Source organism: Streptomyces sp. NPDC001373, from assembly GCF_042895815.1.
Lineage (GTDB): Bacteria > Actinomycetota > Actinomycetes > Streptomycetales > Streptomycetaceae > Streptomyces.
Genome location: NZ_JBIAWQ010000015.1, coordinates 59,055 through 85,158, shown reverse-complemented (window position 1 = coordinate 85,158; position 26,104 = coordinate 59,055). Strand labels below are relative to the sequence as shown.

Genomic DNA, 26,104 nt, shown 5'->3' with positions numbered 1-26,104 from the left:
CCTCGGCTACGGGTGGGCGGTCTCCACGTCCAAGACGGGGGCGTGACCTGGGCCTGAGAGCGGCCGCCGTCCTCCGTGTGCCACCGCACCGGCGGGCGCGGCCCTCACCCCCGCAGGGCCGGGCCGAACCAGGTGGTGAGGGCCGTGCGCAGCGCGGCGGCCCCGGCCGCGTCGACGGCGTCCGCCGCCCAGGCCACATGGCCGTCGGGCCGGATCAGCAGGGCCGCCGGCGCGGGCACCTCGCCGACGGGCGGGACGGGCCACAGGGCGTCCTCGGCGCGCGCCACGACGAGGTCGACACGATCGGCCCAGCCCTCCGCGGCCGAGGCCACCGAGGCGCTCCCGCCCAGGTCCAGCAGGACGGGACGGGCGGCGTGCAGCAGCCCGTAGACGCCGATGACGCCCCCGTCCGTCCTGAGGTCGGCGTCGAAGACCCGGCGGCCCTCCATCGGGTGGTCCCCGCCGACCGGGTAGCGGACGTCCAGCGCGGTCAGCATGTGCCGCAGGACCCGGTTGACGTCGTCGAAGACCATGAGCGAGCCGAACACCTCGCGCAGCGCGTCCGTCGCCGCGCCGGGGCGGGCCAGCGCCGCCTGCGCCCGGGTGTTGTGCAGCACGCGTTCCCCGACGGGGTGGCGCTCGTCGTGGTAGCTGTCCAGCAGGCTCTCCGGAGCCCGGCCCCGTACCACCGAGGCGAGCTTCCAGCCCAGGTTGACCGCGTCCTGCACGCCCATGTTCAGCCCCTGCCCGCCGGCCGGGAAATGGATGTGCGCCGCGTCGCCCGCGAGCAGCACCCGGCCCCTGCGGTACTGCGCCGCCTGCCGGGCCGCGTCGTTGAACCGGGAGACCCACCGGGGGGAGTGCATGCCGAAATCGGTGCCGGCGACCCTGACCAGGGACGCCCGGAGCTGCTCGAACGTCGCCGGCTCGTCGCGGTCCGCGACCCGGTCGTACTCGGAGGTGATCACCCGGTACCAGCCGGGCTCGAAGGCGATCGCCGAGTAGTCGCCGCCCGGGGTGCGCCGCACCCAGACGTAGTCCTCGGGCAGGCCGGGGAGTTCCACGTCCCCGATCAGCGCGGTCATCGTCGCCGCGGTGCCGGGGAAGTCGATGCCCGCCAGCCTGCGCACCGTGCTGCGCCCGCCGTCGCAGCCCACGAGGTACCGGGCGCGCAGCTCGGCGGGCGCCGCGTCCCCAGTGTCCAGCTCGACGGTCACCCCGTCCTCGTCCTGGCGGATCCCGCTCACCCCCGCCGACCGGCGCACGCGCACGCCGAGTTCCAGGGCCCACTCCTCCAGGAGCCGCTCGACGGCGGACTGCAGGATCATCAGCGGATAGGGGTGCCTGGACTCGGACTCGTCGAAGTCCAGGTAGAGGCCCGAGAAATGGCCCACCGGCTGTGGCTCGCCCTCGGCCAGGAAGCGGTCGAGCACCCCGCGCTGGTCCAGCACCTCCAGGGTGCGCGAGTGGATCCCGCCGGCCCGGGACTCGCCCGTCCGCTTTGCGAGCCGCTCGACCACCACCACGTCGGCGCCGGCCAGCCGCAGCTCGCAGGCGAGCATCAGGCCCGTCGGCCCGGCGCCCGCGACGACCACGTCCGCGTCCGTACCCGTATGCCCCACGTCGTTCCCCCTCGTTCGACCGCGCCTCTAACGTCGTTGAGTCCCCTTCACGTTCACTGAACGCGAATCGGCCGGTCAAGGAACGCCAGGGCCGGGGCGGGGCGGGCCGCGCGCGGACTTCCCCTGTCCCGCCGGCGGGACGGTCCTGGGGAGCAGGCCCGCGCGCACTCTCAACCCCACCGGCCGGCGGACACCGCAGCACCGCCGAAGCGGTGTGAGCGGACGCGCATCCACGCGACACTCGATCCGGCCATTCGGGGAATGTGTCCCGCCGGCGGGACGGCGCGGCCGGGGACTCCCGGCCGGCGGAGGAAGGACGGACGGGCAATGGGATCGTTGGGGCAGGAAATCGCCGAGCTCTGGGGAGAACACCTGGGCGGCCGCGAGGTGGGGGTGGAGGACGACTTCTTCGCGATCGGCGGCAACTCGCTGAGCGGTATCAAGATCATCGAGCAGGTGTCCGAGGCGTACGGCGTCCAGCTGTCCGTGCGCGACTTCTACCTGGCGCAGACCCCGGCCCGGGTCGCCGAGCTGATCGAGCGGGCGAGGACCGGGGCGTGAGGCTGACGCCAGGCCCCGCGCGCGAGGTCGACCTCTCCGGCGTCGACCTGTTCGACCTGGACCTCTACGCCTCCGGCGACCCGCACCCGATCTGGGACGTGATGCGGGAGCGGGCGCCCCTGCACCACCAGGTCCTGCCGGACGGCCGCGCGTTCTGGTCGGTCACCCGCTACGAGGACGTCCGCCGCGTCCTCGGCGACCACCGCGCTTTCACCTCCGAGCGGGGCACGGTCCCCACCCACCTCGGCACGGACGACCCCGCCGCCGGCGTGCTGATGACCTCCACCGACCCGCCGCGGCACACCGAGGTCCGCCGGCCGCTCGGCTCCAGGCTCACGGCCCGCGCGGTGCAGGTCTGGGAGGAGCGGATCCGCGCCACGGTCGTGCGCTTCCTCGAACCCGCCCTGGACGGTGGCGTCTTCGACCTGGCCGAACAGGCGCTGCTGCTGCCCGCGCTGGTCACCGGACCGCTGCTCGGCATCCCGGAGAAGGACTGGGAGGAGCTCGTCCGGCTGACCGCCATGGTGACGGCCCCCTCGGACCCGCACTTCCGCCTGGGCAGCGAGGCCGCGACCCTGGCCATCTCCCACCACGAGCTCCTCACCTACGTCCGCGACTGGGCCAGGACCCACCGGGCCGCCGGCGTGGAGGACGAGAGCCTGCTCCACCACCTCACGAGCGTCCGTCCAGGGGGCGAGCCCCTGTCCGACGAGGAGATCGCCCTCGACGGCTACAGCATCCTGCTGGGCGCCAACGTGACGACCCCGCACACCGTCTCCGGAACGGTCGAGGCGCTCATCGAACGCCCCGAGCAGTACCGGAAGGCTGCGGCCGACCCCGCACTGGTGCCCAACCTCGTCGAGGAGGGCCTGCGCTGGACCTCCGCCGCCTGCAACTTCATGCGGTACGCGGTGGACGACGTCGAGATCGCCGGGGGCACCGTTCCGGCCGGCGGCGCGGTCGTGGCGTGGATCGGCTCGGGCAACCGGGACGCGTCCGTCTTCCCCGACCCGCACGCCTTCGACATCACCCGGGCCGGCGCGAAGCGCCACGGCGCGTTCGGGTTCGGCCCGCACTTCTGCATCGGCGCCCCGCTGGCCCGGATGACGCTGCGCGTCTTCTTCGAGGAACTGCTCGCGCGCTTCGGGTCGCTCGAACTCGCCGGCGAACCGCAGCACCTGCGGTCGTACTTCATCGCCGGCATGACCCACCTGCCCCTCGTCGGCGAGAAACGGCGGACCCCATGACCACCGGCACCCCCACCGCGCCCTCGCCGTGGTTCGTCCGCCCGCCGTCCGGGGACGCCCCCGCCCGGCTCTTCTGCTTCCCCTTCTCCGGGTCCGGGGCCTCGGCCTTCAGCGCCTGGCCGGCCGCGATCGGCGGCGCCGAGGTCTGCCCCGTGCAGTTCCCCGGCCGCGAGAACCGGCTGGCGCACCCGCACTACGGCACCTACGAGGACCTGGCCGACAGCCTCGTCGAACAGCTGGCGCCGCTGCTCGACCGGCCGTACGCGATCTTCGCGCACTGTGCCGGTGCGATGCCCGCGTACGAGACGGTGCTGCGGATCGCCGAGCGCGGCCTGCCCGCGCCGGAACGCTTCTTCGTGTCGGGCCAGCCGGCCCCGCACGACGCCGCGCGCGACCGGATGCTCACCCTGACCGAACCGGAACTGCGCGCCGAACTGGAGTCGTTCGTCCGAGGCCGCGGCATCGAGCCCCGGCCGGACATGATCGACCTGGGCATGTTCGTCCTGCTGCGCGACCACGCCGCCGCGGGCGCGTACCGCCGGACCGAGCCGGCCCGCGTGGACTGTCCCGTCGTCGTCCTGCACTGGAGCGACGACGCCGACGTGAGCCCCGAGGACCTCGAAGGCTGGAGCCGCTACGCGGACCCGGTCGAGTTCCGGGTGGTCGAGGGCGGCCACTACGACTTCATGGACGCGCCCGACGGGCTGCTGGGGCCGCTGTCCTCCTGGCGGTGAGACCGCCGCGTCCGGCCCCCCCCAACGAGAAGCCGAGAGAACCGGAAGGGAACGCGTATGAACGGCGCCGCCGCCGACATCGCCGTCATCGGGATGGCGTGCCGGTTCCCCGGTGTGGACGACCCGCGCGCGTTCTGGCGCCTCCTGCTCGACGGGGAGTCGACCGTCGGGACCTTCCCCGCCTCCCGGGCGGCCGGCCGGGACCGTGCGTCCCATCCGGACGCGGCCACCCTGGAGCAGGGCTCCTTCCTCGACGCCATCGACGGGTTCGACGCGGAGTTCTTCGGCACGGGAGCGGCGGAGGCCGCCGCCATGGACCCCGTCCAGCGGCTGGGCCTGGAGCTCGCCTGGGAGGCCGTCGAGGACGCGGGCGTCCCGGCGGACGCGCTCGCCGGCCGCGAGGTCGACGTCGTGGTCGGCACCGCCCCCTCCGGCTACGACCTGCTGCGCAGGCTGTCGGGAACCGACCGGGACGACCACTACGCCGCGCTCGGCTCCAACGGGGCGATGATCGCGAACCGGATCTCCGCCCTCTTCGACGTCCGCGGCATGAGCTTCTGCGCCGACTCCGGCCAGTCCTCCTCGCTGGTGGCCCTGGCGCTGGCCTGCGAGCGGATCCGCGCCGGCGCGGTCGACACGGCGCTCGCGGGCGGCGTCCACCTGATCGCCGACCCGGAGGCGGGAGCGGGCCTCGCCAACCTGGGCGCCCTCTCGCCCGACGGCCGGTGCTTCACCTTCGACGAGCGGGCCAACGGCTTCGCCCGGGGGGAGGGCGGGGCGTTCGTCCTGCTGAAGCGGCTCGACCTCGCCCTCGCCGACGGCGACCACGTCTACGCGGTGGTGCGCGGCTGGGGCGTCGGCAGCGGCGGGGCGTCCACCCGGATGCCCGACCCCAGCCCGAGCGGGCAGGCGGCAGCCGTCCTGGCCGCCCTCGCCCGCGCGGACGTCCCCTTCGACAGCGTCGACTACGTCGAGGCCCACGGCACCGGCACCCGCATGGGGGACCCGGCCGAGGCGGCCGGACTGCGCGAGGTGTTCCGGCGGACCGGCCGCGAACGCCCCCTGGTGATCGGCTCGGTGAAGACGAACGTCGGGCACCTGGAGCCGGCCGCCGGGATCGTCGGCTTCGTCAAGGCGGCGCTCTGCCTGGACCGTGCCCGGCTGCTCCCGAGCCTGAACTTCCGCTCCCCGAACCCCGCCATCGCCGGCTTCCACGAGCACTTCGAGGTCCTGCGGGACCCGCGCCCCTGGCCGCGGCGGCCCGGCCGTCCGCGCCGGGCGGGCGTGTCGGCGTTCGGCATGGGCGGCACCAACGCGCACGTGATCCTGGAGGAGGCCCCCGGGGCGCCGGCGCACCCCCGGCCGTCCGCCGCCGCGGACCCGGCGCCCGCCGTGCTGCCGTGGGTGCTCTCCGCGCGCTCGGAGCCGGCCCTGCGCGAGCAGGCGGCGCGGCTGCGGGACCTGGTGGCCGCGGACGCCTCGCTGTCGGCGGCCGACGTCGGCCACTCCCTGGCCACGACGCGCTCGCGCTTCGCGCACCGGGCCGTCCTGCTGGGCGGCGGCCGTGAGCAGGCCCTGGCCGACCTCGGCCTGTTCGCGGCGGGCGGCGACCCGGCGCGGGTGGTCCGCGGGGCGGCCACGGTCCCGGCGGGCCCGGTCGTCTTCGTCTTCCCCGGCCAGGGGTCGCAGTGGCCGGCCATGGGAAAGCGGCTGTACGAGGAGTCGGAGGTCTTCGCCCGCTCGGTCGACGCGTGCGCACGGGCGCTCGCGCCGCACGTGGACTGGTCGCTGGTGGACGTGCTGACCGGTGCCGAGCCGGCCGCGTCGCTGGACCGCGTCGAGGTCGTCCAGCCGGCGCTGTTCGCGATGCTGGTGTCCCTGGCGCGGGTGTGGGGTTCGCTGGGCGTGACCCCGGACGCGGTCATCGGCCACTCCCAGGGCGAGATCGCCGCGGCCCACGTCGCGGGCGCCCTGACGCTGGAGGACGCGGCCAGGATCGTGGCCCTGCGCTCCCGGCTGCTCGCCACGGTCGCCGGTCAGGGCGCCATGGCCGGCGTCCTGCTGCCCGAACGCCGGGTGCGGGAGCTGCTGGGGCGGTGGGGCGACCGCATCGGGATCGCCGCCGTCAACGGCCCCAACTCCACCACCGTCTCGGGCGAGACCGGGGCGGTCCGGGAACTGGTCGCCGCCTGCGAGGCCGCGGGCGCCCGCGCCCGCCTGATCAGGTCCACCGTTCCCGGCCACTCGCCGCTGCTGGACCGGCTGGAGGAACGGCTGACGGACGGACTGGGCCGGATCACCCCCCTGCCCGCGACCGCGGCGATCCACTCGACCGTGACCGGCGGCCCGGTCGACCCGGCGGAGCTGGACACCGCCTACTGGTTCCGCAACCTGCGGCAGACGGTCCGCTTCGAGGCCGCCACCCGGCACCTCGTCGAACAGGGACACACCACCTTCGTCGAGGTCAGCCCCCATCCGGTGCTCCAGGTCGCGGTGGAGGAGACGGCCGACGCGCTCGGGGTCTCGCCGGCGGTGGTGGGCACGCTCAGCAAGCACGACGGGAGCACGGGCAAGGTCCTGGCCTCGCTGGCCGAACTGCACGTGCGCGGCGTGCCCGCGGACTGGGAGGCGGTGTTCGCCGCCGGGCGGCCGCGCCGGGTCGCCCTGCCGACCTACCCCTTCCGGCGCCGCCCGTACTGGCTGACCGCGCCCGCGGACGACGCCGCGCCCCCCGCGAGGGCGAGCGGACCGGACGCGGGCACCGGGAACGCGGCGGACCTGGGCTCGGAGGCGGCCGTCCTCGCCCTCGTGTGCGCCGAGACGGCGGCGCTGCTGAGCGCCGCCGACCCGGACGTGACGGCCGCCGGGCTCGCGGCGAGGGCGGGCGAGACCTTCAAGGCCCTGGGCTTCGACTCCGCACTGGCGGTGGGGCTGCGCAACCGCCTCGCGGCCGCCGCCGGAGTACGGCTCCCGGCCACCGTCGCCTTCATCCACCCCACTCCGCAGCGGCTCGCCCGGCACCTCTTCGACCTCCTCGCACCACAGCTCCAGGAGGTCCCGCAGGCACCGGAGCCGCAGGAGGACACCGGACCGGAACGCCACAGCGACGACGACCTGTACGAGCTGATCGACCGCGGATACGTGTAGCCGCACCTGTACTGCTGAGCAACGGTTTGGGGGAGGCCCTGGTGGAGGATGTCGACAAGCTCCGGTCCTACTTGCGACGCGCCGTCGGCGACGCGCAGGAGCTGCGTGAACGGGTGCGCGAGCTGGAGGAGTCCGCGCGCGAGCCCGTCGCGGTCGTGGGAGTGGGATGCCGCTTCCCGGGCGGGGTGGCCTCCCCCGAAGGACTGTGGGACGTCGTGTCCGGGGGCGTGGACGCGATGGGCGGGTTCCCGGCCGACCGCGGCTGGGACCTGGAGGCGCTCCACGCCGGGGACCCCGAGGCTCCGGGGGCGACGTACGCCCGCGCGGGCGGCTTCCTGTCCGGCCTCGCCGAGTTCGACGCGCCGTTCTTCGGCATCAGCCCGCGCGAGGCCCTCGCCATGGACCCGCAGCAGCGGCTGATGCTGGAGACCTCCTGGGAGGCGCTGGAGCGCGCCGGCATCGACCCGGCCGGGCTGCGCGGCTCGGCGACCGGGGTGTTCACCGGCATCTACGCCGTCGACTACGGCCCGCGGATGGGCGGCGCGGCGGCCGGCGAGGTGGAGGGCCACGTGCTCGCCGGGACGTACACCAGCGTGGCCTCCGGGCGCGTGGCGTACGTCCTGGGCCTGGAGGGCCCGGCGGTGTCCACCGACACCGCCTGCTCGTCCTCGCTCGTCGCCGTCCACCAGGCCGTGCGGTCCCTGCGCTCGGGGGAGTGCACGCTGGCGCTGGCCGGCGGGGTGTCGACGATGCCCACCCCCGGCGTGCTCGTGGAACTCGGGCGGCAGCGGGGCCTGTCGGCCGACGGGCGGTGCAAGGCGTTCGCCGACGCCGCCGACGGCACCGGCTTCTCCGAGGGCGCGGGCGTGCTCGTCCTCGAACGGCTCTCGGACGCGCGGCGCCACGGCCGCCGCGTCCTGGCGGTGATCCGCGGCTCGGCGGTCAACCAGGACGGAGCCTCCAACGGGCTGACCGCGCCGAGCGCGCTGGCGCAGGAGAAGGTCATCCGGGCGGCCCTGGCCGACGCCGGACTCGCGGCCGGCGACGTGGACGCCGTGGAGGCGCACGGCACCGGCACGACCCTGGGCGACCCCCTGGAGGCGGAGGCGCTGCTCGCCGCCTACGGTCAGGACCGCGAGCCGGGCAGCCCCCTGTGGCTGGGCTCGCTGAAGTCGAACATCGGCCACACCCAGGCCGCCGCGGGCGTCGGCGGCATCATCAAGATGGTCATGGCGATGCGGCACGGGGTACTGCCCCGCACCCTGCACGTGGACCGTCCCTCGCGGCACGTGGACTGGTCGGCCGGCGGGGTGGAGCTGCTGACCGAGGCCCGCGCGTGGACGCCCGGGCGCCCCCGGCGAGCCGGCGTGTCCGCCTTCGGGATCAGCGGCACCAACGCCCACCTGATCCTCGAACAGGCCCCCGAGGAGGAGACCGCGCCCGAGACCTCCGGACGGGCGCCCGCCGAACTCCCCGCCTCGCTGCCGTGGGTGCTGTCGGCGCGCTCGGCGGACGCCCTGCGGGACCAGGCGCGGAGGCTGCGGGACCACCTGGCCGCCGCCCCGGACCTGCCGCTCGCCGGCGTGGGCCACGCGCTGGTGTCCACACGCGCGCTGTTCGACCACCGCCAGGTGGTCCTCGGCGCCGACCGCGAGGCACTGCTCGCCGCCCTCACGGCCGCCGCCGACGGCAGCGGCGGCGCCGGCGTGGTGTCCGGCGTCGCCGGTCCGGGCGGCAGGACGGTGTTCGTCTTCCCCGGGCAGGGGTCGCAGTGGGCCGGGATGGGCCGGGAACTCTGGGAGTCCTCCCCGGTGTTCGCGCGCCGGATGCGCGAGTGCGCCGACGCGCTGGCACCGTACGTCGACTGGTCCCTGGACGAGGTGCTCGGCGACGCCGACGCGCTGGAGCGGGTGGACGTCGTGCAGCCCGCGCTGTGGGCCGTGATGGTCTCGCTCGCCGAGCTGTGGCGCTCGTACGGGGTACTGCCCGAGGCCGTGGTGGGCCACTCCCAGGGGGAGATCGCCGCCGCGTGCGTCGCGGGCGCCCTCACCGTCGAGGACGCCGCGAAGGTGGTGGCGCTCCGCTCGAAGGCGATCCTGGCGCTGTCCGGGCTCGGCGGGATGGTCTCGGTCGAGCTCCCGGTGGAGGACGTGCGCGCCCGGCTGACGGACGGGCTGTCGGTCGCCGCGGTCAACGGGCCCTCGTCCGCGGTGGTCTCGGGCGACGTGGCGGCACTGGAGGCGCTGCTCGCCGGCTGCGAGGCGGACGGGGTCCGGGCCCGCCGCGTCCCGGTGGACTACGCCTCCCACTCGGCGCACGTGGAGGCGATCCGGGAGGAGCTCGGGCGGCTGCTGGCAGGCCTGCGGCCGCGCCCGGCGCAGGTGCCGTTCTTCTCGACGGTGACCGCCGGATGGCTGGACACGACGGGGCTGGACGCCGAGTACTGGTACACCAACCTGCGCCGGACGGTCCGCTTCGAGGAGGCGACCCGGGCCCTGGCCGCGGAGGGCTTCCGGTTCTTCGTCGAGGCGTCCGCCCACCCGGTCCTGGCGGTCGGCGTGGAACACACCCTCGACGACGCGGGCGCCGACGCCGTCGCCGTGGGCACCCTGCGCCGCGGCGAGGGCGGCCTCGCCCGCTTCCACCGCTCGGCGGCCGAGGCCTTCGTGGCCGGCGCCGACGTGACCTGGCGGACCGCCTTCCCGGACCCGGACGGCCCGTTCACCGAGCTGCCCACCTACGCCTTCCAGCGGCAGCGCTACTGGCTGGACACCCCCGCCGAGACCGGCGCCGCGAGCACCTCCGACCACCCCCTGCTCGACGCCGTCGTCGACCTGCCCGCCGACGCGGGCACCGGCGGCCTGGCAGGCAGCGGGCGCCTCTCCCTCGAACGCCACCCGTGGCTCGCCGGGCACGTCGTCCACGGCGCCGTCCTGGTGCCCGCCGCCGTCCTGCTGGAGCTGGCCCTGTGGGCGGCGCACCGGACGGGCGGCGACCGCGTCCGCGAACTCACCCTGGAGGCACCGCTGGTGCTGCCGCGTACCGGCGAGCGCGAGATCCGCGTGGTCGTCGACGCCGAGGGCGCGATCACCGTGCACTCCCGGGGCGGGGACGAGACGCAGTGGACGCGCAACGCCGCCGGCGCACTCGGCTCCCCTCCCGACGCCGACCCCTACCCCGGCCCCCGCCCGGCCCGGGACACCGGGGCCTGGCCCCCCGCGGGCGCGACCGCCGTCCCCTTCGAGGACGAGTACGCCCGCCTGTCCGCCCTCGGCTTCTCCCACGGCCCGCTCTTCCGCGGCCTGCGCGCGGTGTGGCGCGACGGCGACGCCCTCCTCGCCGAGGTGGAGCTGCCCGCCGCCGACGGCGCGGCCGGCCGCTACCGGGTCCACCCGGCGCTGCTGCACGCCGCGCTGCTCCCGGCCGGCCTCGGCGGGATCGTCGACGGCTCCCGGCCCGAGGGCTGGCTGCCGTTCCGCTGCACCGGCCTGCGCGCGGACCGGGCCGCGCCCGGCGTGCTGCGCGTCCGCCTGGCGCCCGCCGGGGAGAACACGCTGTCCCTGGCCCTCGCCGACGCCGACGGAGCCCCCGTCGGCGGCATCGAGGCGCTCGGCCTGCGGCCCGCGGACGCCGAGGAGCTGACCGCGCTGGGCTTCGACCACCGGGACTCCCTCTTCCGGGTGGACTGGACCCCCCTCGCGCTGCCCGACGCCCCCGCCCCCGACCGCTACGCCGTACTCGGCGCTCCCGGCGCTCCCGGCGCTCCCGGCGCTCCCGACGGGGCCTTCGCCGGCCTGGGAGAACCCGCCGTCCCGGGCGCCGCGACACCCCCCGTCGTCATCGCCGGGCTCGGCCTCCCGGACGCGGCCGGCGCCGACGCGCCCGCCCGCGTCGAGGAGGCCCTGCACCGCGTGCTGCGCTGGACGCGCGACTGGCTCGCCGACGACCGGTTCGCCGGCTCCCGCCTGGCCCTCGTGACGCAGGACGCGGTCCGCGACGAGCGGACGTCCGGCACCGACCCCGCGGCGGCCGCCGTCTGGGGATTCGTCCGCAGCGCGCAGACCGAGAACCCGGGCCGCTTCATCCTCGTGGACACCGACGGCACGCCCGCCTCCCTCGCCGCCGTCCCCGCGGCGGCCGCCGCCGACGCGCCCCAGATCAGGCTCCGGGCCGGCGTGGCCGCCGCCCCGGCCCTGGCCCGCGCCCACGGCGCCGCGGGAGCGGACGGCGTACCGCCGCTCGGCTCCGGCACCGTGCTGATCACCGGCGGCACCGGCGGCCTGGGCGCCCTGCTGGCCCGCCACCTCGTGGCGCGGCACGGCGTGCGCCGGCTGCTGCTGGCCGGCCGGCGCGGCCCCGAGGCCCCGTCGGCGGCCGCGCTGTGCGAGGAGCTGACCGGGGCGGGAGCCCATGTCGACGTCGTGGCCTGCGACGTCGCGGACCGCGACTCCGTCGCCGCGCTCCTCGCCGCCGTGCCCGCCGGGCACCCGCTGACCGCGGTCGTCCACTGCGCGGGCGTCCTGGCCGACGGCGTCGTCGAGGCGCTGACCGAGGACCGCCTGGACACCGTCCTCGCGCCCAAGGTCCGCGGCGCCTGGCACCTGCACGAGCTGACCCGGCACCTGGACCTGTCCGCGTTCGTGCTCTTCTCCTCGGTCGCGAGCGTGCTCGGGACGGCCGGGCAGGCCAACTACGCGGCGGCCAACGGGTTCCTCGACGGCCTCGCGCAGGCCCGCCGGGCCCAGGGGCTGCCGGCCACCTCGCTGTGCTGGGGCTTCTGGGCCGAACGCAGCGAGATGGTCGCCGGCCTCGTGGACGCCGACGTCGAACGCCTGCGCCGCCAGGGCGTGCTGCCGCTGGCCACGCGGGAGGGGCTCGCCCTCTTCGACCTCGCCCTCTCCCTGGACGAGCCGGTCCTGGTCCCTGCCCGGCTGGACCCCGCCGCCCCCGGCGCCGCCTCGCCGCTCCTGTCCGGCCTGACCGGGGCGCCCGGCGGACCCGGCGGGCCGGCCGGCCGCGGGCCCGCCGACCCCGGTATGGCGCAGCGGCTCGGCGCGCTGCCGCCGGACGAGGCGGAGGCGGCGCTGCTCGACGCGGTCCGGACGCAGACCGCACTGGTCCTCGGCCACCGCGACACCTCCCGGATCGGTGCGAACGCGGCGTTCAGGCAGCTGGGGCTCGACTCGCTCACCGCGCTGGAGCTGCGCAACAGGCTGTCGGCGGTGACGGGGCTGAAGCTGCCCGCCACCCTGGTCTTCGACCACCCCAACCCGGCCGCCCTCGCCCGGTTCCTGCTCGCGGCCGTCGCCTTCGACTCCGCGCCCCCGCAGTCCCCGGCCGACGCCCTGGCCCAGGAGATCGAACAGCTGGGCTCCCGGCTGGAGGAGGCCTTCCTCCGGCTGGAGGCGGAGGACAGGACCGCCCTTTCCACTCTGCTCGGCGAGCTGCAGGGCCGAGTCCGCTCGATGGCGGGCACCGGAGCACCGGTCGCCATCGTCGACCAGATCACTTCGGCCTCAGCGGGAGAGCTCCTCGCGCTGCTGGACAAAGAGCTCGGCTAGGGGAGAGCGATGACGAACGACAACAGCGCCGATGTCCTCGAATACCTCAGGCGGACGTCGATCGAGCTGATCGAGACGCGGGGACGCCTCCAGGAGCTGACGGACGCCGCCGCCGAGCCCGTCGCGGTGGTGGGCGTCGCCTGCCGCTTCCCGGGCGGCGCGCACTCCCCGGAGGAGCTGTGGGAGCTGGTGCGGACGGGCACGGACGCCGTCTCGGACTTCCCGCAGGACCGCCACTGGGACCTGGAGGGCCTCTACGACCCGGACCCGGACCGCCCGGGCACCTGCTACACCCGCTCGGGCGGGTTCCTGGACGGCGCCGGCGACTTCGACGCCGAGTTCTTCGAGATCAACCCGCGCGAGGCGCTGGCCGCCGACCCGCAGCAGCGGCTGCTCCTGGAGACCTCCTGGGAGTCCCTGGAGCGGGCCGGCATCGACCCGCACACCCTGCGCGGCAGCGACACCGGCGTCTTCGCCGGCATCGCGTACTTCGGCTACGGCAACCACCACGTCACCCCCGAGGTCATCTCGGGCTACGCGCAGACCGGCTCCCTGCTGAGCGTGGCCTCCGGCCGGGTGTCGTACGCGCTCGGCCTGGAGGGGCCGGCCGTCTCCACCGACACCGCCTGCTCCTCCTCGCTGGTGACCGTGCACCAGGCCGTGCAGTCGCTGCGCCGGCGCGAGTGCGGACTCGCCCTCGCCGGCGGGGTCACCGTCATGGCGACGCCCCAGGTGTTCCGCGAGTTCGCGCGGCAGCGGGGCCTGTCGGCCGACGGCCGGTGCAAGGCGTTCGCCGACGCGGCGGACGGCACCGGCTTCTCCGAGGGCGTCGGGATGCTGGTCCTGGAACGGCTCTCCGACGCACGGCGCAACGGGCGCCGGATCTGGGCGGTCATCCGCGGCTCCGCGGTCAACCAGGACGGCGCCTCCAACGGGCTGACCGCCCCGAGCGGTCCCGCCCAGCAGCGGGTGATCCGGGCCGCCCTGGCCGACGCGCGCCTCCAGACGGGCGACGTCGACGTCGTCGAGGCGCACGGGACGGGCACCACGCTCGGCGACCCCATCGAGGCGCAGGCCCTGCTGGCCACCTACGGTCAGGACCGCGAGCCGGGCAGCCCCCTGTGGCTGGGCTCGCTGAAGTCGAACATCGGCCACACCCAGGCCGCCGCGGGCGTCGGCGGCATCATCAAGATGATCATGGCGATGCGGCACGGGGTACTGCCCCGCACCCTGCACGTGGACCGGCCGTCGACCCACGTGGACTGGTCGGCCGGCGCGGTCGAACTGCTCACGCAGGCCCGCGAGTGGCACGGCGCGCCCGGACGCCCCCGGCGGGCCGGCGTGTCCAGCTTCGGCGCCAGCGGCACCAACGCGCACCTGATCCTGGAACAGGCCCCCGAGGAGGAGACCGGCCCCGAGCCCGCCGACCGGGTGCCGCCCGGCGCCGTCGGCCTGCTGCCGTGGGTGCTGTCGGCCCGGTCGGAACAGGCCCTGCGGGCCCAGGCCGCGCGGCTGCGCGCCTTCGCCGCCGCCGACCCCGGCGCGGACCCCGCCGCCATCGCCTCCGCGCTGGTGTCGGACCGGGCGCGGTTCGAGCACCGCGCCGTCGTCCTGGGCCGCGACCGCGAGGGGCTGCTGGACGCCCTCGCCTCGCTCGCCGAGGGCGCGGAGACCCCCGCGGTGGTGCGCGGCGCCGCCGCGGAGACGGGCGGCACCGTCTTCATGTTCCCCGGCCAGGGGGCGAAGTGGACCGGCGCGGCCCGCGAGCTCTGCGCCGCCTACCCCGTCTTCGCGCAGACCCTCGACGAGGTCTGCGCCCGCTTCGACGCGCACCTTCCCTTCGCCCTGAAGCCGCTCCTCCTCGCCGACGAGCCCGAGGGCGCCGACCGCACGGACGTCATGCAGCCCGCGCTGTTCGCCCTCCAGGTCGCCCTGTACCGGACCCTGACCCGGTACGGCCCGCGGCCCGACCGCCTGATCGGCCACTCGGTCGGCGAGATCGCCGCCGCCCACGTGTCGGGGGTGCTCGACCTGGACACCGCGACCCGGATCGTGGCCGCCCGCGGCCGGACCATGCAGGCCGTCACCGAGCGCGGTGCCATGCTGGCCGTCCGCGCCCCGGAGGCCGAGGTCCGCGAACTGCTCGGCGGCTACGGCCGGGTCGGCGTCGCGGCCGTCAACGGCCCCGAGTCCGTGGTGGTCTCGGGTCTGCGCGAGGAGGTCCACGCCCTGCGCGACCGGCTCGTCGCCGACGGCCGCTCCGCCAAGCTCCTCCCGGTCGACCACGCCTTCCACTCCCCGCTCATGGATCCGGTCCTCGAGGAGTTCGCCGCGGCCCTGCCCGTCCTCCCCGCCCTCCCCGCCGGCGACGGACCGGCGATCCCGGTGGTCTCCACCCTCCTGGGCCGTGAGGCCACCGCCGCGGAACTGACCTCCGCCGCGCACTGGGTGGAGCACGTCCGCGCGCCCGTGCGCTTCCACGACGCCGTCGAACGCGCCCGCGGGGCCGGGGCGCGGGTCTTCGTCGAGGTCGGCCCCGGCTCCACACTGGCGGGCCTCACCCAGGACGCCTTCACCGCCGAGGGCGTCGACGCGCTCGTCGTGGCCTCCTCGCGGCGCGGCCGCGGGGCGGCCGAGGGCCTGGCCGGCGCCCTGGCCGCACTCCACGTCCGCGGCGCGGCCGTGGACTGGCCGGCCCTCACGGGCACGCACCCGCCGGTGGACCTCCCCACGTACGCGTTCCAGCACCAGCGCCACTGGCTGGACTTCCGGGCCGGGACCGCCACGGCGGACGTGGCGTCCGCCGGCCTCGAGGCCCCCGGGCACCCCCTGCTCGGTGCCGCGGTGGACCACCCCGGCACCGGGGAGACGGTCTTCACCGGCCTGTGGTCCCTGCGCACCCACGGCTGGCTCGCCGACCACGCCGTCTTCGGCTCCGTCGTCGTCCCCGCCACCGCGTACCTGGACCTGGCCCTGTCGGTGGGCGAGCGCGTCGGCTGCCCGGCGGTCGGGGAACTCTCCCTGGAGGTCCCCCTGGTCCTGCCCGACGAGGGCGGCGTGCAGGTGCGCGTCGTCGTCGGCGCGCCGGACGGCACGGGACGCCGCTCCCTGGACGTGTACGCCCGCCCCGCCGAGGACGGCGCGGACGCCGGCGGCTGGACCCGCCACGCCATGGGCGGCCTGGCACCGGAGGCCGGGCCGGCGGCCGGGCCGGCCGACGCCGGCTCGCCGCTGTCCGCCTGGCCCCCGGCCGGCGCCGAACGGCTCGCCTTCGACGGCCTCTACGACTCCCTCGCCGACCGCGGCTTCGACTACGGCCCGGCGTTCCGCGGACTGCGCGAGGTCTGGCGCCGCGGCGAGGACCTCTTCGCCCTCGCCACCCTCCCCGAGGACGCCGGGGCGGCGGGCGGCGGCTTCGCCCTCCACCCGGCGCTCACCGACACCGTGCTCCACGCGGTGGTCGTCGGCGGTGTCATCACCGTCACCGACGACCAGGGCTGGATGCCCTTCTCCTGGTCCGGCGCGACCCTCGCCGGGGAGTGCGGCCCGACCGTCCGCGTCCGCCTCACCCCGCGCGGCGAAGGCGTCGTGTCCCTGGTCCTCGCCGACGAGCGGGGCCGCGAGAGCGCCCGCGTCGACGCGCTGACCTTCCGCCCCGCCGTCGCCGAGCAGGTGCGCGCGGCGCGCGGCGCGGGCGAACGCCCGCTGTACGGACTCGACTGGCTCCCGGCCCGGCAGGACGCGCCGGACACCGCCCCCGCGCCGTGGGCGGTGCTCGGCACCGCGGACGGCCCGGGCGCCCGGCTCGCCGCGGCGGACGACGCGGCCGTCGCGTTCCACGCCTCCCTCGCCGAGGTGCCCGGCGGCGACGGAGCCCCCCGCCACCTCGTGCTCTGCCTGGACGACCTCGTCACCCCCGGGGCCGGCCCCGCCACCGCCGTCGGCGACGCCGGCGAGCGCCTCCTGGACCGGGTGCAGCGGTTCCTCGCCGACGAACGGCTCGCCGCCACCACGCTGGTGGTGCTCACCCGCCTGGCCCAGGCCACCGCCGCCGGGGAGGGCGTCGAGAGCCTCCCCGGGGCCTCCGCGTGGGGGCTGGTCCGCTCCGCCCGGACCGAGCACCCCGGCAGGTTCCGGCTCGTCGACATCGACGACGAGGAAGCCTCCCGGGCCGGCCTCCCGGACGCCCTGCGGCTCGACGAGGACGAGCTGGCGCTGCGCGGCGGCGCCCTCCTCGTCCCCCGCATGGTCCCGGTCGCGCCCGCCGACGGGCGGCTCGAACCGCCCTCGGACGGCGCCCACCGGCTGGGCATCCCCCGGAAGGGCACCCTGGAGAACCTCGCCTGGGTCCCCTGCCCCGAGGTGGAGGCGCCCCTGGAGAGCGGCCAGGTCCGCATCGCCGTCCAGGCCGCGGGCCTCAACTTCCGCGACGTCACGATCGCCCTCGGGCTGATCGACCGGACCGCCTTCGACGCCGGGCTCGGCAGCGAGGGTTCCGGCACCGTCCTGGAGACGGCCGACGACGTGACCGCCTTCCGGCCGGGCGACCGGGTGACCGGCATCTTCCCCGGCGCCTTCGGCCCGGTGGCCGTGGCGGACCACCGCCTGCTGGCCGCCGTCCCCGACGGGTGGAGCCACGCCGAGGCGGCGTCCGTACCGAGCACCTTCCTCACCGCGTACTACGCCCTCTTCCACGTGATGCGGCTGCGGAAGGGGCAGCGCATCCTCATCCACTCCGCGGCGGGCGGCGTCGGCACGGCCGCCGTTCAGCTCGCCCGGCACGTCGGCGCCGAGGTCTACGCGACCTCCAGTCCCGCCAAGTGGCCCGCCCTGCGCGCCCAGGGCCTGGACGACGCCCACCTGGCCTCCTCGCGCGACCTCCACTTCGTGCAGAAGTTCCTCGACTCCACGGGCGGCCGCGGCGTGGACGTGGTCCTGAACTCCCTCGCGCACGCCTTCGTCGACGCCTCGCTGGACCTCCTGCCGCACGGCGGGCACTTCATCGAGATGGGCAAGACGGACATCCGCGACCCCCGGCAGGTGGCCGCCGACCACCCCGGGGTCGACTACCAGGCCTTCGACCTCTACGGCTCGGCCGGCCCGGACGCCCTCCGGGCCATGTTCCGCGAGGTCATGGAGCTGTTCGCGGTGGGCGCCGTACGGCTGGGCCCGGTCTCCGTCCGCGACGTCCGCGACGCGCGCGCGGCGTTCCGCGAGATGAGCCAGGGCCGCCACACCGGCAAGCTGGTCCTCGACGTGGGCGGCGGCTTCGGCGGCGGCACCGTCCTGATCACCGGCGGGACCGGCGGCGTGGGCTCGCTCGTGGCCCGGCACCTGGTCGCCGAGCACGGCGTGCGCAGCCTGGTGCTGGCGAGCCGCCGGGGACCGGCGGCCGACGGCGTGCCCGCGCTGGTCGCGGAGCTGGAGGCGGCCGGCGCCGCCGTCCGCGTCGCGGCCTGCGACATCGCCGACCGGGCCGCCGTCGCCGGCCTGCTCGCGGACATGCCCCCCCGCCACCCGCTGACCGCCGTCGTCCACGCGGCGGGCATCCTGGCCGACGGCACCGTCGAGTCGCTGACCGCCGAGAGCCTCCACCGCGTGCTGCGCGCCAAGGTCGCCGGCGCGGTCCACCTGCACGAGCTGACCCGGGAGCGCCCCCTGACCGCGTTCCTCCCGTTCTCCGCCCTCGCCGGCACGATCGGCACCGCCGGACAGGCCAACTACGCCGCGGCCAACGGCTTCCTGGACGGCCTGGCGGCGCAGCGCAGGGCCTCCGGCCTGCCCGGCACCTCGCTGTGCTGGGGCTGGTGGGAGCAGAGCAGCGGAATGACCGGCGACCTGGGCAGGGCCGACCTGTCCCGGCTCCGGCGAATGGGCATCGCCCCCATGCCGACCCCCGAGGCACTGGCCCTGTTCGACGCGGCGTGCGCGGGCGACCGCCCGGTCCTCGTCCCGGCCCGCGTCGACCTCGCCGGCCTGCGGGGCGGGGCCGGCGGGCTGCCGCCGCTCCTGCGCGGCCTCGCCGGCGGCGGCCGTCCGCGCCGCGGCAGGACGGGCACGGCCCCGGACGGGGGCCGCGCCGGGCTGCCCGCCGGGCTGGCGTCCCTGCCGGCCCCGGAGGCGCAGGAGGCCGTCCTGGACTGGGTCCGCGACCAGGCAGCCGTCGTGCTCGGCCACCCGGCCGGGACGGCCGTCGATGCCGACCAGCCCTTCACCCAGCTCGGATTCGACTCGCTGACCGCCGTCGAACTGTGCAACCGTCTCGCCGCCGCGACCGGACTGCGCCTGCCGTCCACGCTCGTCTTCAGCTACCCGACCCCGCGCGAGCTGGGCCCGCACCTCCTCGGCCTGCTGCGCCCCGCGGCGGACCCGGAGGAGGCGCGGGACGCGGAGATCCGCGAAGCGCTGCGGAACGTCCCCGTCGACGCCCTGCGCCGGGCCGGCCTCCTGGAAGCCGTCCTGGCCTGCGCCGCCCCGGACGCGGCGGGCGGCTCCGCGGAGCCGGCGGACGGGGCCGCCGACGCGGACGGACTGGCGGGTATGGACCTGGACGCGCTGCTCGACCTGGCCCTGGATGAGAAGAGGTAGTGACATGACCGACTCCGCGGACAAGCCGGCGGAGGGCGCGGACCGGGTCCAGCGGGCGCTGCGCACGCTGATCGGGGAACGCGACCGCCTCCGCCAGGAGAACGAGGCCCTCAGGGCCGGCCGGGGCGAGCCGATCGCCGTGGTGTCCATGGCCTGCCGCTACCCGGGGGGCGTCTCCTCGCCCGAGGAGCTGTGGGAGGTGGTCCGCGACGGCCGGGACGTCGTGGGCCCCTTCCCCGCGGACCGCGGCTGGCGCGACGTGTACGACCCGGACCCCGACGCCGCGGGCAGCGCCTATGTGCGCCACGGAGGGTTCCTGGCGGACGCGGCGGGCTTCGACGCCGAGTTCTTCGGCATCAGCCCCCGCGAGGCCCTGGCGACCGACCCGCAGCAGCGCCTGCTGCTGGAGACCTCGTGGGAGGCCTTCGAACGGGCCGGCATCGTCCCCGCCGACGTCCGTGGGGACGAGGTCGGCGTCTTCTCCGGGGTGAGCTCGACCGAGTACGGGTGGCGCTTCCTGGAGGCGGGCCGGAGCGAGCTGGAGGGCTACCTGTTGTACGGCAGCTCGCTGAGCGTGGCCTCCGGCCGGGTGGCGTACGAGCTGGGGCTGACCGGGCCGGCGGTGTCCCTGGACACGGCCTGCTCGTCCTCGCTGGTGGCCCTGCACATGGCGGTGCAGTCGCTGCGCGCGGGGGAGTGCTCCCTCGCCCTGGCCGGCGGGGCGCTGGTGATGTCCTCGCCCGCGGCCTTCGTGGAGTTCGCCCGGCAGGGCGCGCTCTCGCCCGACGGCCGCTGCAAGGCCTTCGCGGACGGGGCCGACGGCACCGGCTGGGCCGAGGGCGTGGGCGTCCTGCTGCTGGAGCGGCTCTCCGACGCCCGCCGCAACGGCCACCCGGTGCTCGCCCTCGTCCGGGGCTCCGCCGTCAACCAGGACGGCGCCAGCAACGGCCTGACCGCCCCCAACGGCCGCGCCCAGGAGAAGGTGATCCGCCGGGCCCTGGCGAACGCCGGGGTCGCGCCCGCCGACGTGGACCTGGTCGAGGCCCACGGCACCGGGACCGTGCTGGGCGACCCCATCGAGGCCGACGCCCTGCTCGCCACCTATGGCAGGGAGCGGCACGAGGGCCGGCCGCTGTGGCTGGGCTCCCTCAAGTCCAACATGGGCCACGCCCAGGCCGCGGCCGGGGTCGGCGGGGTCATCAAGGCCGTGATGGCCATGCGCCACGGCCACCTGCCGAAGACCCTCCACGTGGGGGAGCCCTCACGGCACGTCGACTGGTCCTCCGGCGGCGTCGAACTGCTGGTGGAGGGCCGCGAGTGGACCCGGGCGGACGCCCCGCGGCGGGCGGGGGTCTCCTCGTTCGGGGTCAGCGGCACCAACGCCCACGTCATCCTGGAGGAGGCTCCCGCGCAGGAGCCGGCGCAGCGGAGCGCCCCGGGTCCGCAGGTCGCCGGCGGGCTGGTGCCGTGGGTGCTCTCGGGCAGGACCCCGGCCGCCCTGGAGGGGCAGGCGCGCAGGCTGCGGGAGCTGCTCGCCGCCGACCCGCACGCCGATCCCGCCGCCATCGGCGCGTCGCTGGTGTCGCACCGGTCGCGGTTCGAGCACCGCGCGGTGGTGCTGGGCCGCGGACGGGACGGCCTGCTGGACGCGCTCGTCCCGCTCGGCGAGGGCGCGGAGTCGCCCGCGGTGGTGCGGGGCGCGGCCGGGAAGCCCGGCGGCGTCGCCTTCGTCTTCCCCGGCCAGGGCTCGCAGTGGGCCGGCATGGGCCGGCAGCTGTACGCGACCTTCCCGGTCTTCGCCCGGCGGCTCGACGCCTGCGCCGAGGCCCTGTCCGCATGGGTGGACTGGTCGCTCCTCGACGTGGTGCACGGGGCGGAGGGAGCGCCCTCCCTGGACCGGGTGGACGTGGTCCAGCCGGCGCTGTTCGCGGTGATGGTCTCCATGGCCGGCCTGTGGCGCTCCTGGGGCGTGGAGCCGGCGGCGGTCGTCGGACACAGCCAGGGCGAGATCGCCGCCGCCTGCGTCAGCGGCGCCCTGTCCCTGCGGGACGCCGCCCGGATCGTCGCCCTGCGCAGCAGGGCCCTGGTGGACCTGATCGGCCACGGCGGGATGGCGTCGGTCGCGGAGTCCGCGGACCTCGTGGAGCGGCGCCTCGCCCCGTGGAGCGGCCGGGTGGGCGTCGCCGTCGTCAACGGTCCCCGCTCGGTGGTCGTGTCCGGGGAGCCGGACGCGCTCGACGAGTTCGTCGAGAAGGCGAAGGCCGACGGGGTCCAGGCCCGGCGGATAGCCGTCGACTACGCCTCGCACTCCCACCAGGTGGCCCGGGTCCGCGAGCAGGTGACCGGCCCGCTGACCGGGGTGACCCCCGGGCCGTCGGCGGTCCCCCTCTACTCCACCCTGTACGGCGAGGTCATCGACACCGCGCGGATGGACGCCGACTACTGGTACGACAACCTGCGCGAAAAGGTCCTTTTCGAATCCTCTGTGCGGCGGATGGCCGACGACGGCTTCCGCGTGTTCGTCGAGATGAGCCCGCACCCCGTGCTGACCGTCCCGGTACAGGAGATCGTCGAGGACCTGGACGACGCGCTGGTCCTGTCCTCCTCGCGGCGGGACCGCGACGAGGTGGAGGCCGTACTCGGCTCGCTGGCCGGACTGCACGTCCGGGGCGGGTCCGTGGACTGGAACGCCCTCTTCGGGGAGCGCCCGCGGGTGGACCTCCCGACGTACGCCTTCCAGCGGCAGCGGTACTGGCTGGCCTCCTCGCACGCGCCGGCGGCGGTGGCGGCGCCGGAGGAGGTCCCCGCGGCGGACGGGCCCGCGGCCGAGGACCGCTCCGTGCCCCTGCCGGACCGGCTCGCCGCCCTCTCCGAGGAGGACGCGGGGGCGCTCGTGCTCGCACACGTCCTGGAGAAGGTCGCCGTGGTGCTCGGCCACGCCTCCAGCGCCTCGATCGACCCCGACCAGGAGTTCAGGGAGATCGGATTCGACTCGCTGCTCTCGGCGGAGCTGAGCAAGCGCCTGACCGCCTCGACCGGACTGCGGCTGCGGGCGAACCTGGTGCTGCGCCAGCCCTCGCCGCGGCGGATCGCCGGCCACATCACGGCCTCGCTGGCCCAGGCCGGACCGCGCTGACCCCCGCCGGCGCGGACGCCCCTCCCGCCCCCGCGGGGTGTGTCCCGCCGGCGGGACACACCCCGCGGGGGCGGCCCGCCCCGCCCGGCGCCCGGGTGTATTGAACCGCCGTCGGGCTTCCCCGAAGGTGGGGGTGATCTGCGAGTTCCGCCGATTCCCGGGTCCGTCTGCTGAGGGGTTGATCTGTGTGCCTTCGTTCGGTGTGTCGTCCGCGCATGAAGGGATGTGGCGGGCGCAGAAGATGGCGCCCGACACGCCCAACCACGCGCTGACCATGTGGGACGTGGACGGTGAGCTGGACGGGAAGGCCATCGGATCCGCGTTCCTGCACGTGATGGGCGAGGCGGAGGTGCTGCGCGTCAACTTCGTCGACGAGGGCGGCGGACTGCGGCTGGTCCCCCGGGACCTGGGGGACTGGCAGCCGTTCTTCCTCGACCTCGGCGACGAGCCCGATCCCGAGCGCGCGGCACGCGAGGCCCTGGCCGACCTCGTGCGGCAGCCCTTCGACCTGGAACGGGACCTCCTGTTCCGGCTCGGCGTGGTCCGCCTCGGCCCGTCCCGCTCGCTGCTCGTGATCGCCTACCACCACCTCGTCTCGGACGGGTTCGGCGCGGGCGGCCTGCTGTCGCGCCGCCTCGCCGAGGTGTACACGGCCCTGGTGCGCGGGGAGCCGGTACCGGAGCCGGAGCACCCGTGGGACGCCGCCTCCTTCGCGGCCGAGGCGGTGGAGTACCTCACCTCCCCGCGGTTCACCGAGGACACGGAGTTCTGGCGGAACTACCTCAAGGACGCCCCCGCCCCCGCGCAGGTCCCGCGCGTCGCCCTCTCCGACGCCCAGCGCACCGCGCTCTCCGAGCCCCTCGGCAGCGCCGACCGCTGGTCGGAGGTGGCCGAGACCATCGGCATGGTGAGCCGGACGCTGACCGTCCCGCGCGCCGAGGCGGACGCCTGGACCGAGGCCGCCCGCTCCATGGGCGTGTGGAAGTCGCAGCTGCTGACCGCGGCCGCCGCGGTCTTCCTGCGGCACCGCTGCGACCGCCCCGAGTTCCTCTTCTCGCTGGCCGTGAGCAACCGGGTCGGCGTCGCGAGCAGAACGCCCGGCCTGGCGGTCAACGTGGTCCCGGTCCGGGCGGCGGTCCCCCTCGGTGCGACCTTCGCCGAAGTCGCCGACGCCCTCGCCGACGAGACGTACGAGATCTTCGACCACACCGCCTGCCACTACTCGGACATCCAGCGCGCGAGCGGCACCGTGCTGAGTGGCCGCGGCAGCTTCGGCGCCGTCGTGAACGTCGTCGAGTTCGCCGAGCAGCTCCACTTCGGCGACAGCCCGGCGCGCTACTCCGGCGCGACCACGGGCACCTTCGAGGAGCTGTCGATCGGCGTCTACACCGACGGCAGCGCCGACAGCGACCTGTACGTCCGCCTCGACGCCCCCGCGGGCCTGTACCACCGCGCGGAACTGCGCTTCATCGGCGAGGAGCTGATCGCCCACATCCGCGCCGCGGTCGCCGACCCCGAGCGGCCGGTCGGCGCGCTGGACGTACTGGAGGGCGCCGAGCGCGACCGCGTCCTGGCGGGCCCCGCCGACCCGGACGCCCCGGACCCGGACGCCACCGTTGCGGAGCTGTTCGCCCGCCGGGTGGAACAGGACCCCGACGGCGTCGCGCTGGTCTCCGGCGACCTGGCGCTCTCCTCCCGCGAACTGGACGCCCGCGCCACCCGCCTGGCCGAGGCCCTGCGGCGCCGGCGCATCGGCCCCGAGACGGTCGTCGCCGTGGCCCTGCCCCGCTCGGCGGACCTGGCTGTCGCCCTCCTGGGCGTGGTGAAGGCCGGCGCGGCCTACCTGCCCCTCGACCCGGCGGCCCCGGCCGAGCGGCTCGCGGCGCGGGCCGGCGGCGCACCGGTGCGCGCCCTCCTCACCGGTGCGGCCACGCGGCTCCCCGCCGGCCCGGACACCGAGGTACTCGTCCTCGAAGACCTCCTCGCGGAGACCGCAGACGCCGCCGCCCCGCGGCCCGCGCTCCCGCCGCACCCCGACGGCCTGCTGGCCGTACTGCCCGGCTCCGGGGCGGCCGGCGGGGCCGAGGTCGCCGTCACGCACCGCAACATGGCGCGCTTCGTCCGGGGCAGCCGGCCGCGCGGCGGCAGCGGAACCGTCCTGTGGCACGCGCCCCACACCTCCGCCACCCTCGCCCTCGAAATGTGGGCGCCCCTGCTCAACGGCGGCCGGGTGGTCGTGGCGCCCCCGGGCGAACTCGACGCCGACGCGCTCACCGGCGCGCGGGAGACGGACGCGGTCTCCACGGTGTGGCTGCCCGCCGGCCTGCTCTCGGCGATCGCGGCCGACCGCCCCGAACGCCTCGCCGGACTGCGCGAGGTGTGGACCGGCGGGGAGCGCGTACCCGCCGCCGCGCTGCGCAGGGTCCGCGAGGCCTGCCCCGATCTGACCGTCGTCCACGGCCACGGCCCGGTGGAGACGGCCGTGTTCGCCGCCGCCCACGTCCTGGCCGCCGACGAACCGGTGCGCCGGGCGGGCGCGCTCGGCCGCCCGGTGGACGGCGCGGCCCTCTACGTACTGGGGCCCGGCCTGGCACCGGTCCCCGTCGGCGTGGTCGGCGAGCTGTACGTGGCCGGACCCGGCGTGGCGCGCGGCTACCCCGGGCTGCCCGGGCTGACCGCCGAACGCTTCGTACCCTGCCCGTTCGGCCCGCCCGGCGGGCTCATGTACCGCACCGGGGACCGGGTGCGCTGGAGCGGCGACGGCCTCCTCGCCTACGTGGGCGGACCCGGCACCCGGGCCGAGGTGCGGGGCGTGCGGGTCGAGCTGGCCGAGATCGAGGAAGTGCTCTCCGAGCACACCGGGCTGGCGCGGTCCGCGGCGGCCGTCCGGGAGGACGGCTCCGGGCAGCAGCGCCTGGTGGCCTACGTGGTCCCGGCGGCCGGCCGGACCGTGTCGGGCGAGGAACTGCGCCGCTTCGCCGCCGGATGGCTGCCGGAGTCCCTCGTCCCGTCGGTGTTCACCGTGCTGGACCGGCTGCCGGTGGCCGGGGACGGGAGCCTGGACCGGGCCGCGCTGCCCGAGCCCGCGGACGGGGGCGGGACGTACCGGGCCCCGCGCAACGACACCGAACGGGTCCTCGCCGCCGCGTTCGCCGAGGTGCTGGAGCTGGACCGGGTCGGCATCGACGACGACTTCTTCGATCTCGGCGGCAACTCCCTGCGGGCGATCCGGCTGGTCGGCCTGATCCGGGCGGAGCTGAACCAGGAGGTGTCCATCCGCAGGCTGTTCGCGGCGCGCACCGTCACCGGTCTGTCCGACATGTGGAAGGACCTCGCCCGGTCGAGCAGGCCGAGCCTGCGCAGGAGGACGCGGGACGGCGCCGTCCTCTGACGACCGGCCCGCGGCGCCGTCCCGCGACCGCACGGACGCGGACGCCAAGCGGCCGGGGCGCGGGGGGCGCCCCCCCCCCCCCCCCCGCCCGGCGCCCCCCCCGGGCGGGGGGGGCGG

Annotated in this window: 8 protein-coding genes and 1 pseudogene; 8 read left to right on the top strand and 1 reads right to left on the bottom strand. The window is 76.4% G+C overall.

The genetic code is table 11. The features are described from left to right. Positions 1 to 104: 104 nt before the first annotated feature. The gene (locus ACFY15_RS27940) at positions 105 to 1,622 is read right to left on the bottom strand and encodes an FAD-dependent monooxygenase (protein ID WP_390690367.1); all 1,518 of its coding nucleotides are present in this window, start codon (positions 1,620 to 1,622) and stop codon (positions 105 to 107) included. A gap of 327 nt (positions 1,623 to 1,949) precedes the next feature. Between ACFY15_RS27940 and ACFY15_RS27935 the strand changes: the two genes are divergently transcribed. From ACFY15_RS27935 to ACFY15_RS27900, 8 genes and pseudogenes are all read left to right on the top strand, one after another. Next, positions 1,950 to 2,183, top strand: coding sequence for a phosphopantetheine-binding protein (locus ACFY15_RS27935; protein WP_390690366.1), 234 nt, complete (start codon positions 1,950 to 1,952; stop codon positions 2,181 to 2,183). After that, positions 2,180 to 3,430 (top strand): cytochrome P450, encoded by a 1,251-nt coding sequence (locus tag ACFY15_RS27930; RefSeq protein WP_390826281.1) that lies wholly within the window; start codon positions 2,180 to 2,182, stop codon positions 3,428 to 3,430. The genes ACFY15_RS27935 and ACFY15_RS27930 overlap by 4 nt, the downstream gene beginning before the upstream one ends. After that, complete coding sequence (locus tag ACFY15_RS27925) at positions 3,427 to 4,164, top strand: thioesterase II family protein (RefSeq protein WP_390690364.1); 738 nt, start codon at positions 3,427 to 3,429, stop codon at positions 4,162 to 4,164. The genes ACFY15_RS27930 and ACFY15_RS27925 overlap by 4 nt, the downstream gene beginning before the upstream one ends. A gap of 57 nt (positions 4,165 to 4,221) precedes the next feature. After that, positions 4,222 to 7,311 (top strand): type I polyketide synthase, encoded by a 3,090-nt coding sequence (locus tag ACFY15_RS27920; protein WP_390826280.1) that lies wholly within the window; start codon positions 4,222 to 4,224, stop codon positions 7,309 to 7,311. A gap of 62 nt (positions 7,312 to 7,373) precedes the next feature. Beyond that, positions 7,374 to 12,872: pseudogene (locus ACFY15_RS27915) on the top strand (SDR family NAD(P)-dependent oxidoreductase); the annotation flags it as partial. A 96-nt stretch (positions 12,873 to 12,968) separates the two neighbouring features. Further along, positions 12,969 to 19,460: a type I polyketide synthase gene (locus ACFY15_RS27910; protein ID WP_390826297.1), complete on the top strand. Its 6,492-nt coding sequence runs from the start codon at positions 12,969 to 12,971 to the stop codon at positions 19,458 to 19,460. 4 nt (positions 19,461 to 19,464) lie between these two features. Then, complete coding sequence (locus tag ACFY15_RS27905) at positions 19,465 to 22,596, top strand: type I polyketide synthase (protein ID WP_390690362.1); 3,132 nt, start codon at positions 19,465 to 19,467, stop codon at positions 22,594 to 22,596. 37 nt (positions 22,597 to 22,633) lie between these two features. Next, positions 22,634 to 25,987 carry an AMP-binding protein gene (locus ACFY15_RS27900; RefSeq protein WP_390826279.1) on the top strand — a complete coding sequence of 1,118 codons (3,354 nt, stop codon included), beginning with the start codon at positions 22,634 to 22,636 and terminating at the stop codon, positions 25,985 to 25,987. The last annotated feature ends 117 nt before the right edge of the window (positions 25,988 to 26,104 follow it).

Excerpts from the sequence above, each read along its gene's own strand:
- ACFY15_RS27935 (WP_390690366.1), top strand. The coding sequence starts at position 1,950 with ATGGGATCGTTGGGGCAGGAAATCGCCGAGCTCTGGGGAGAACACCTG.
- ACFY15_RS27920 (WP_390826280.1), top strand. The coding sequence starts at position 4,222 with ATGAACGGCGCCGCCGCCGACATCGCCGTCATCGGGATGGCGTGCCGG.
- ACFY15_RS27925 (WP_390690364.1), top strand. The coding sequence starts at position 3,427 with ATGACCACCGGCACCCCCACCGCGCCCTCGCCGTGGTTCGTCCGCCCG.
- ACFY15_RS27905 (WP_390690362.1), top strand. The coding sequence starts at position 19,465 with ATGACCGACTCCGCGGACAAGCCGGCGGAGGGCGCGGACCGGGTCCAG.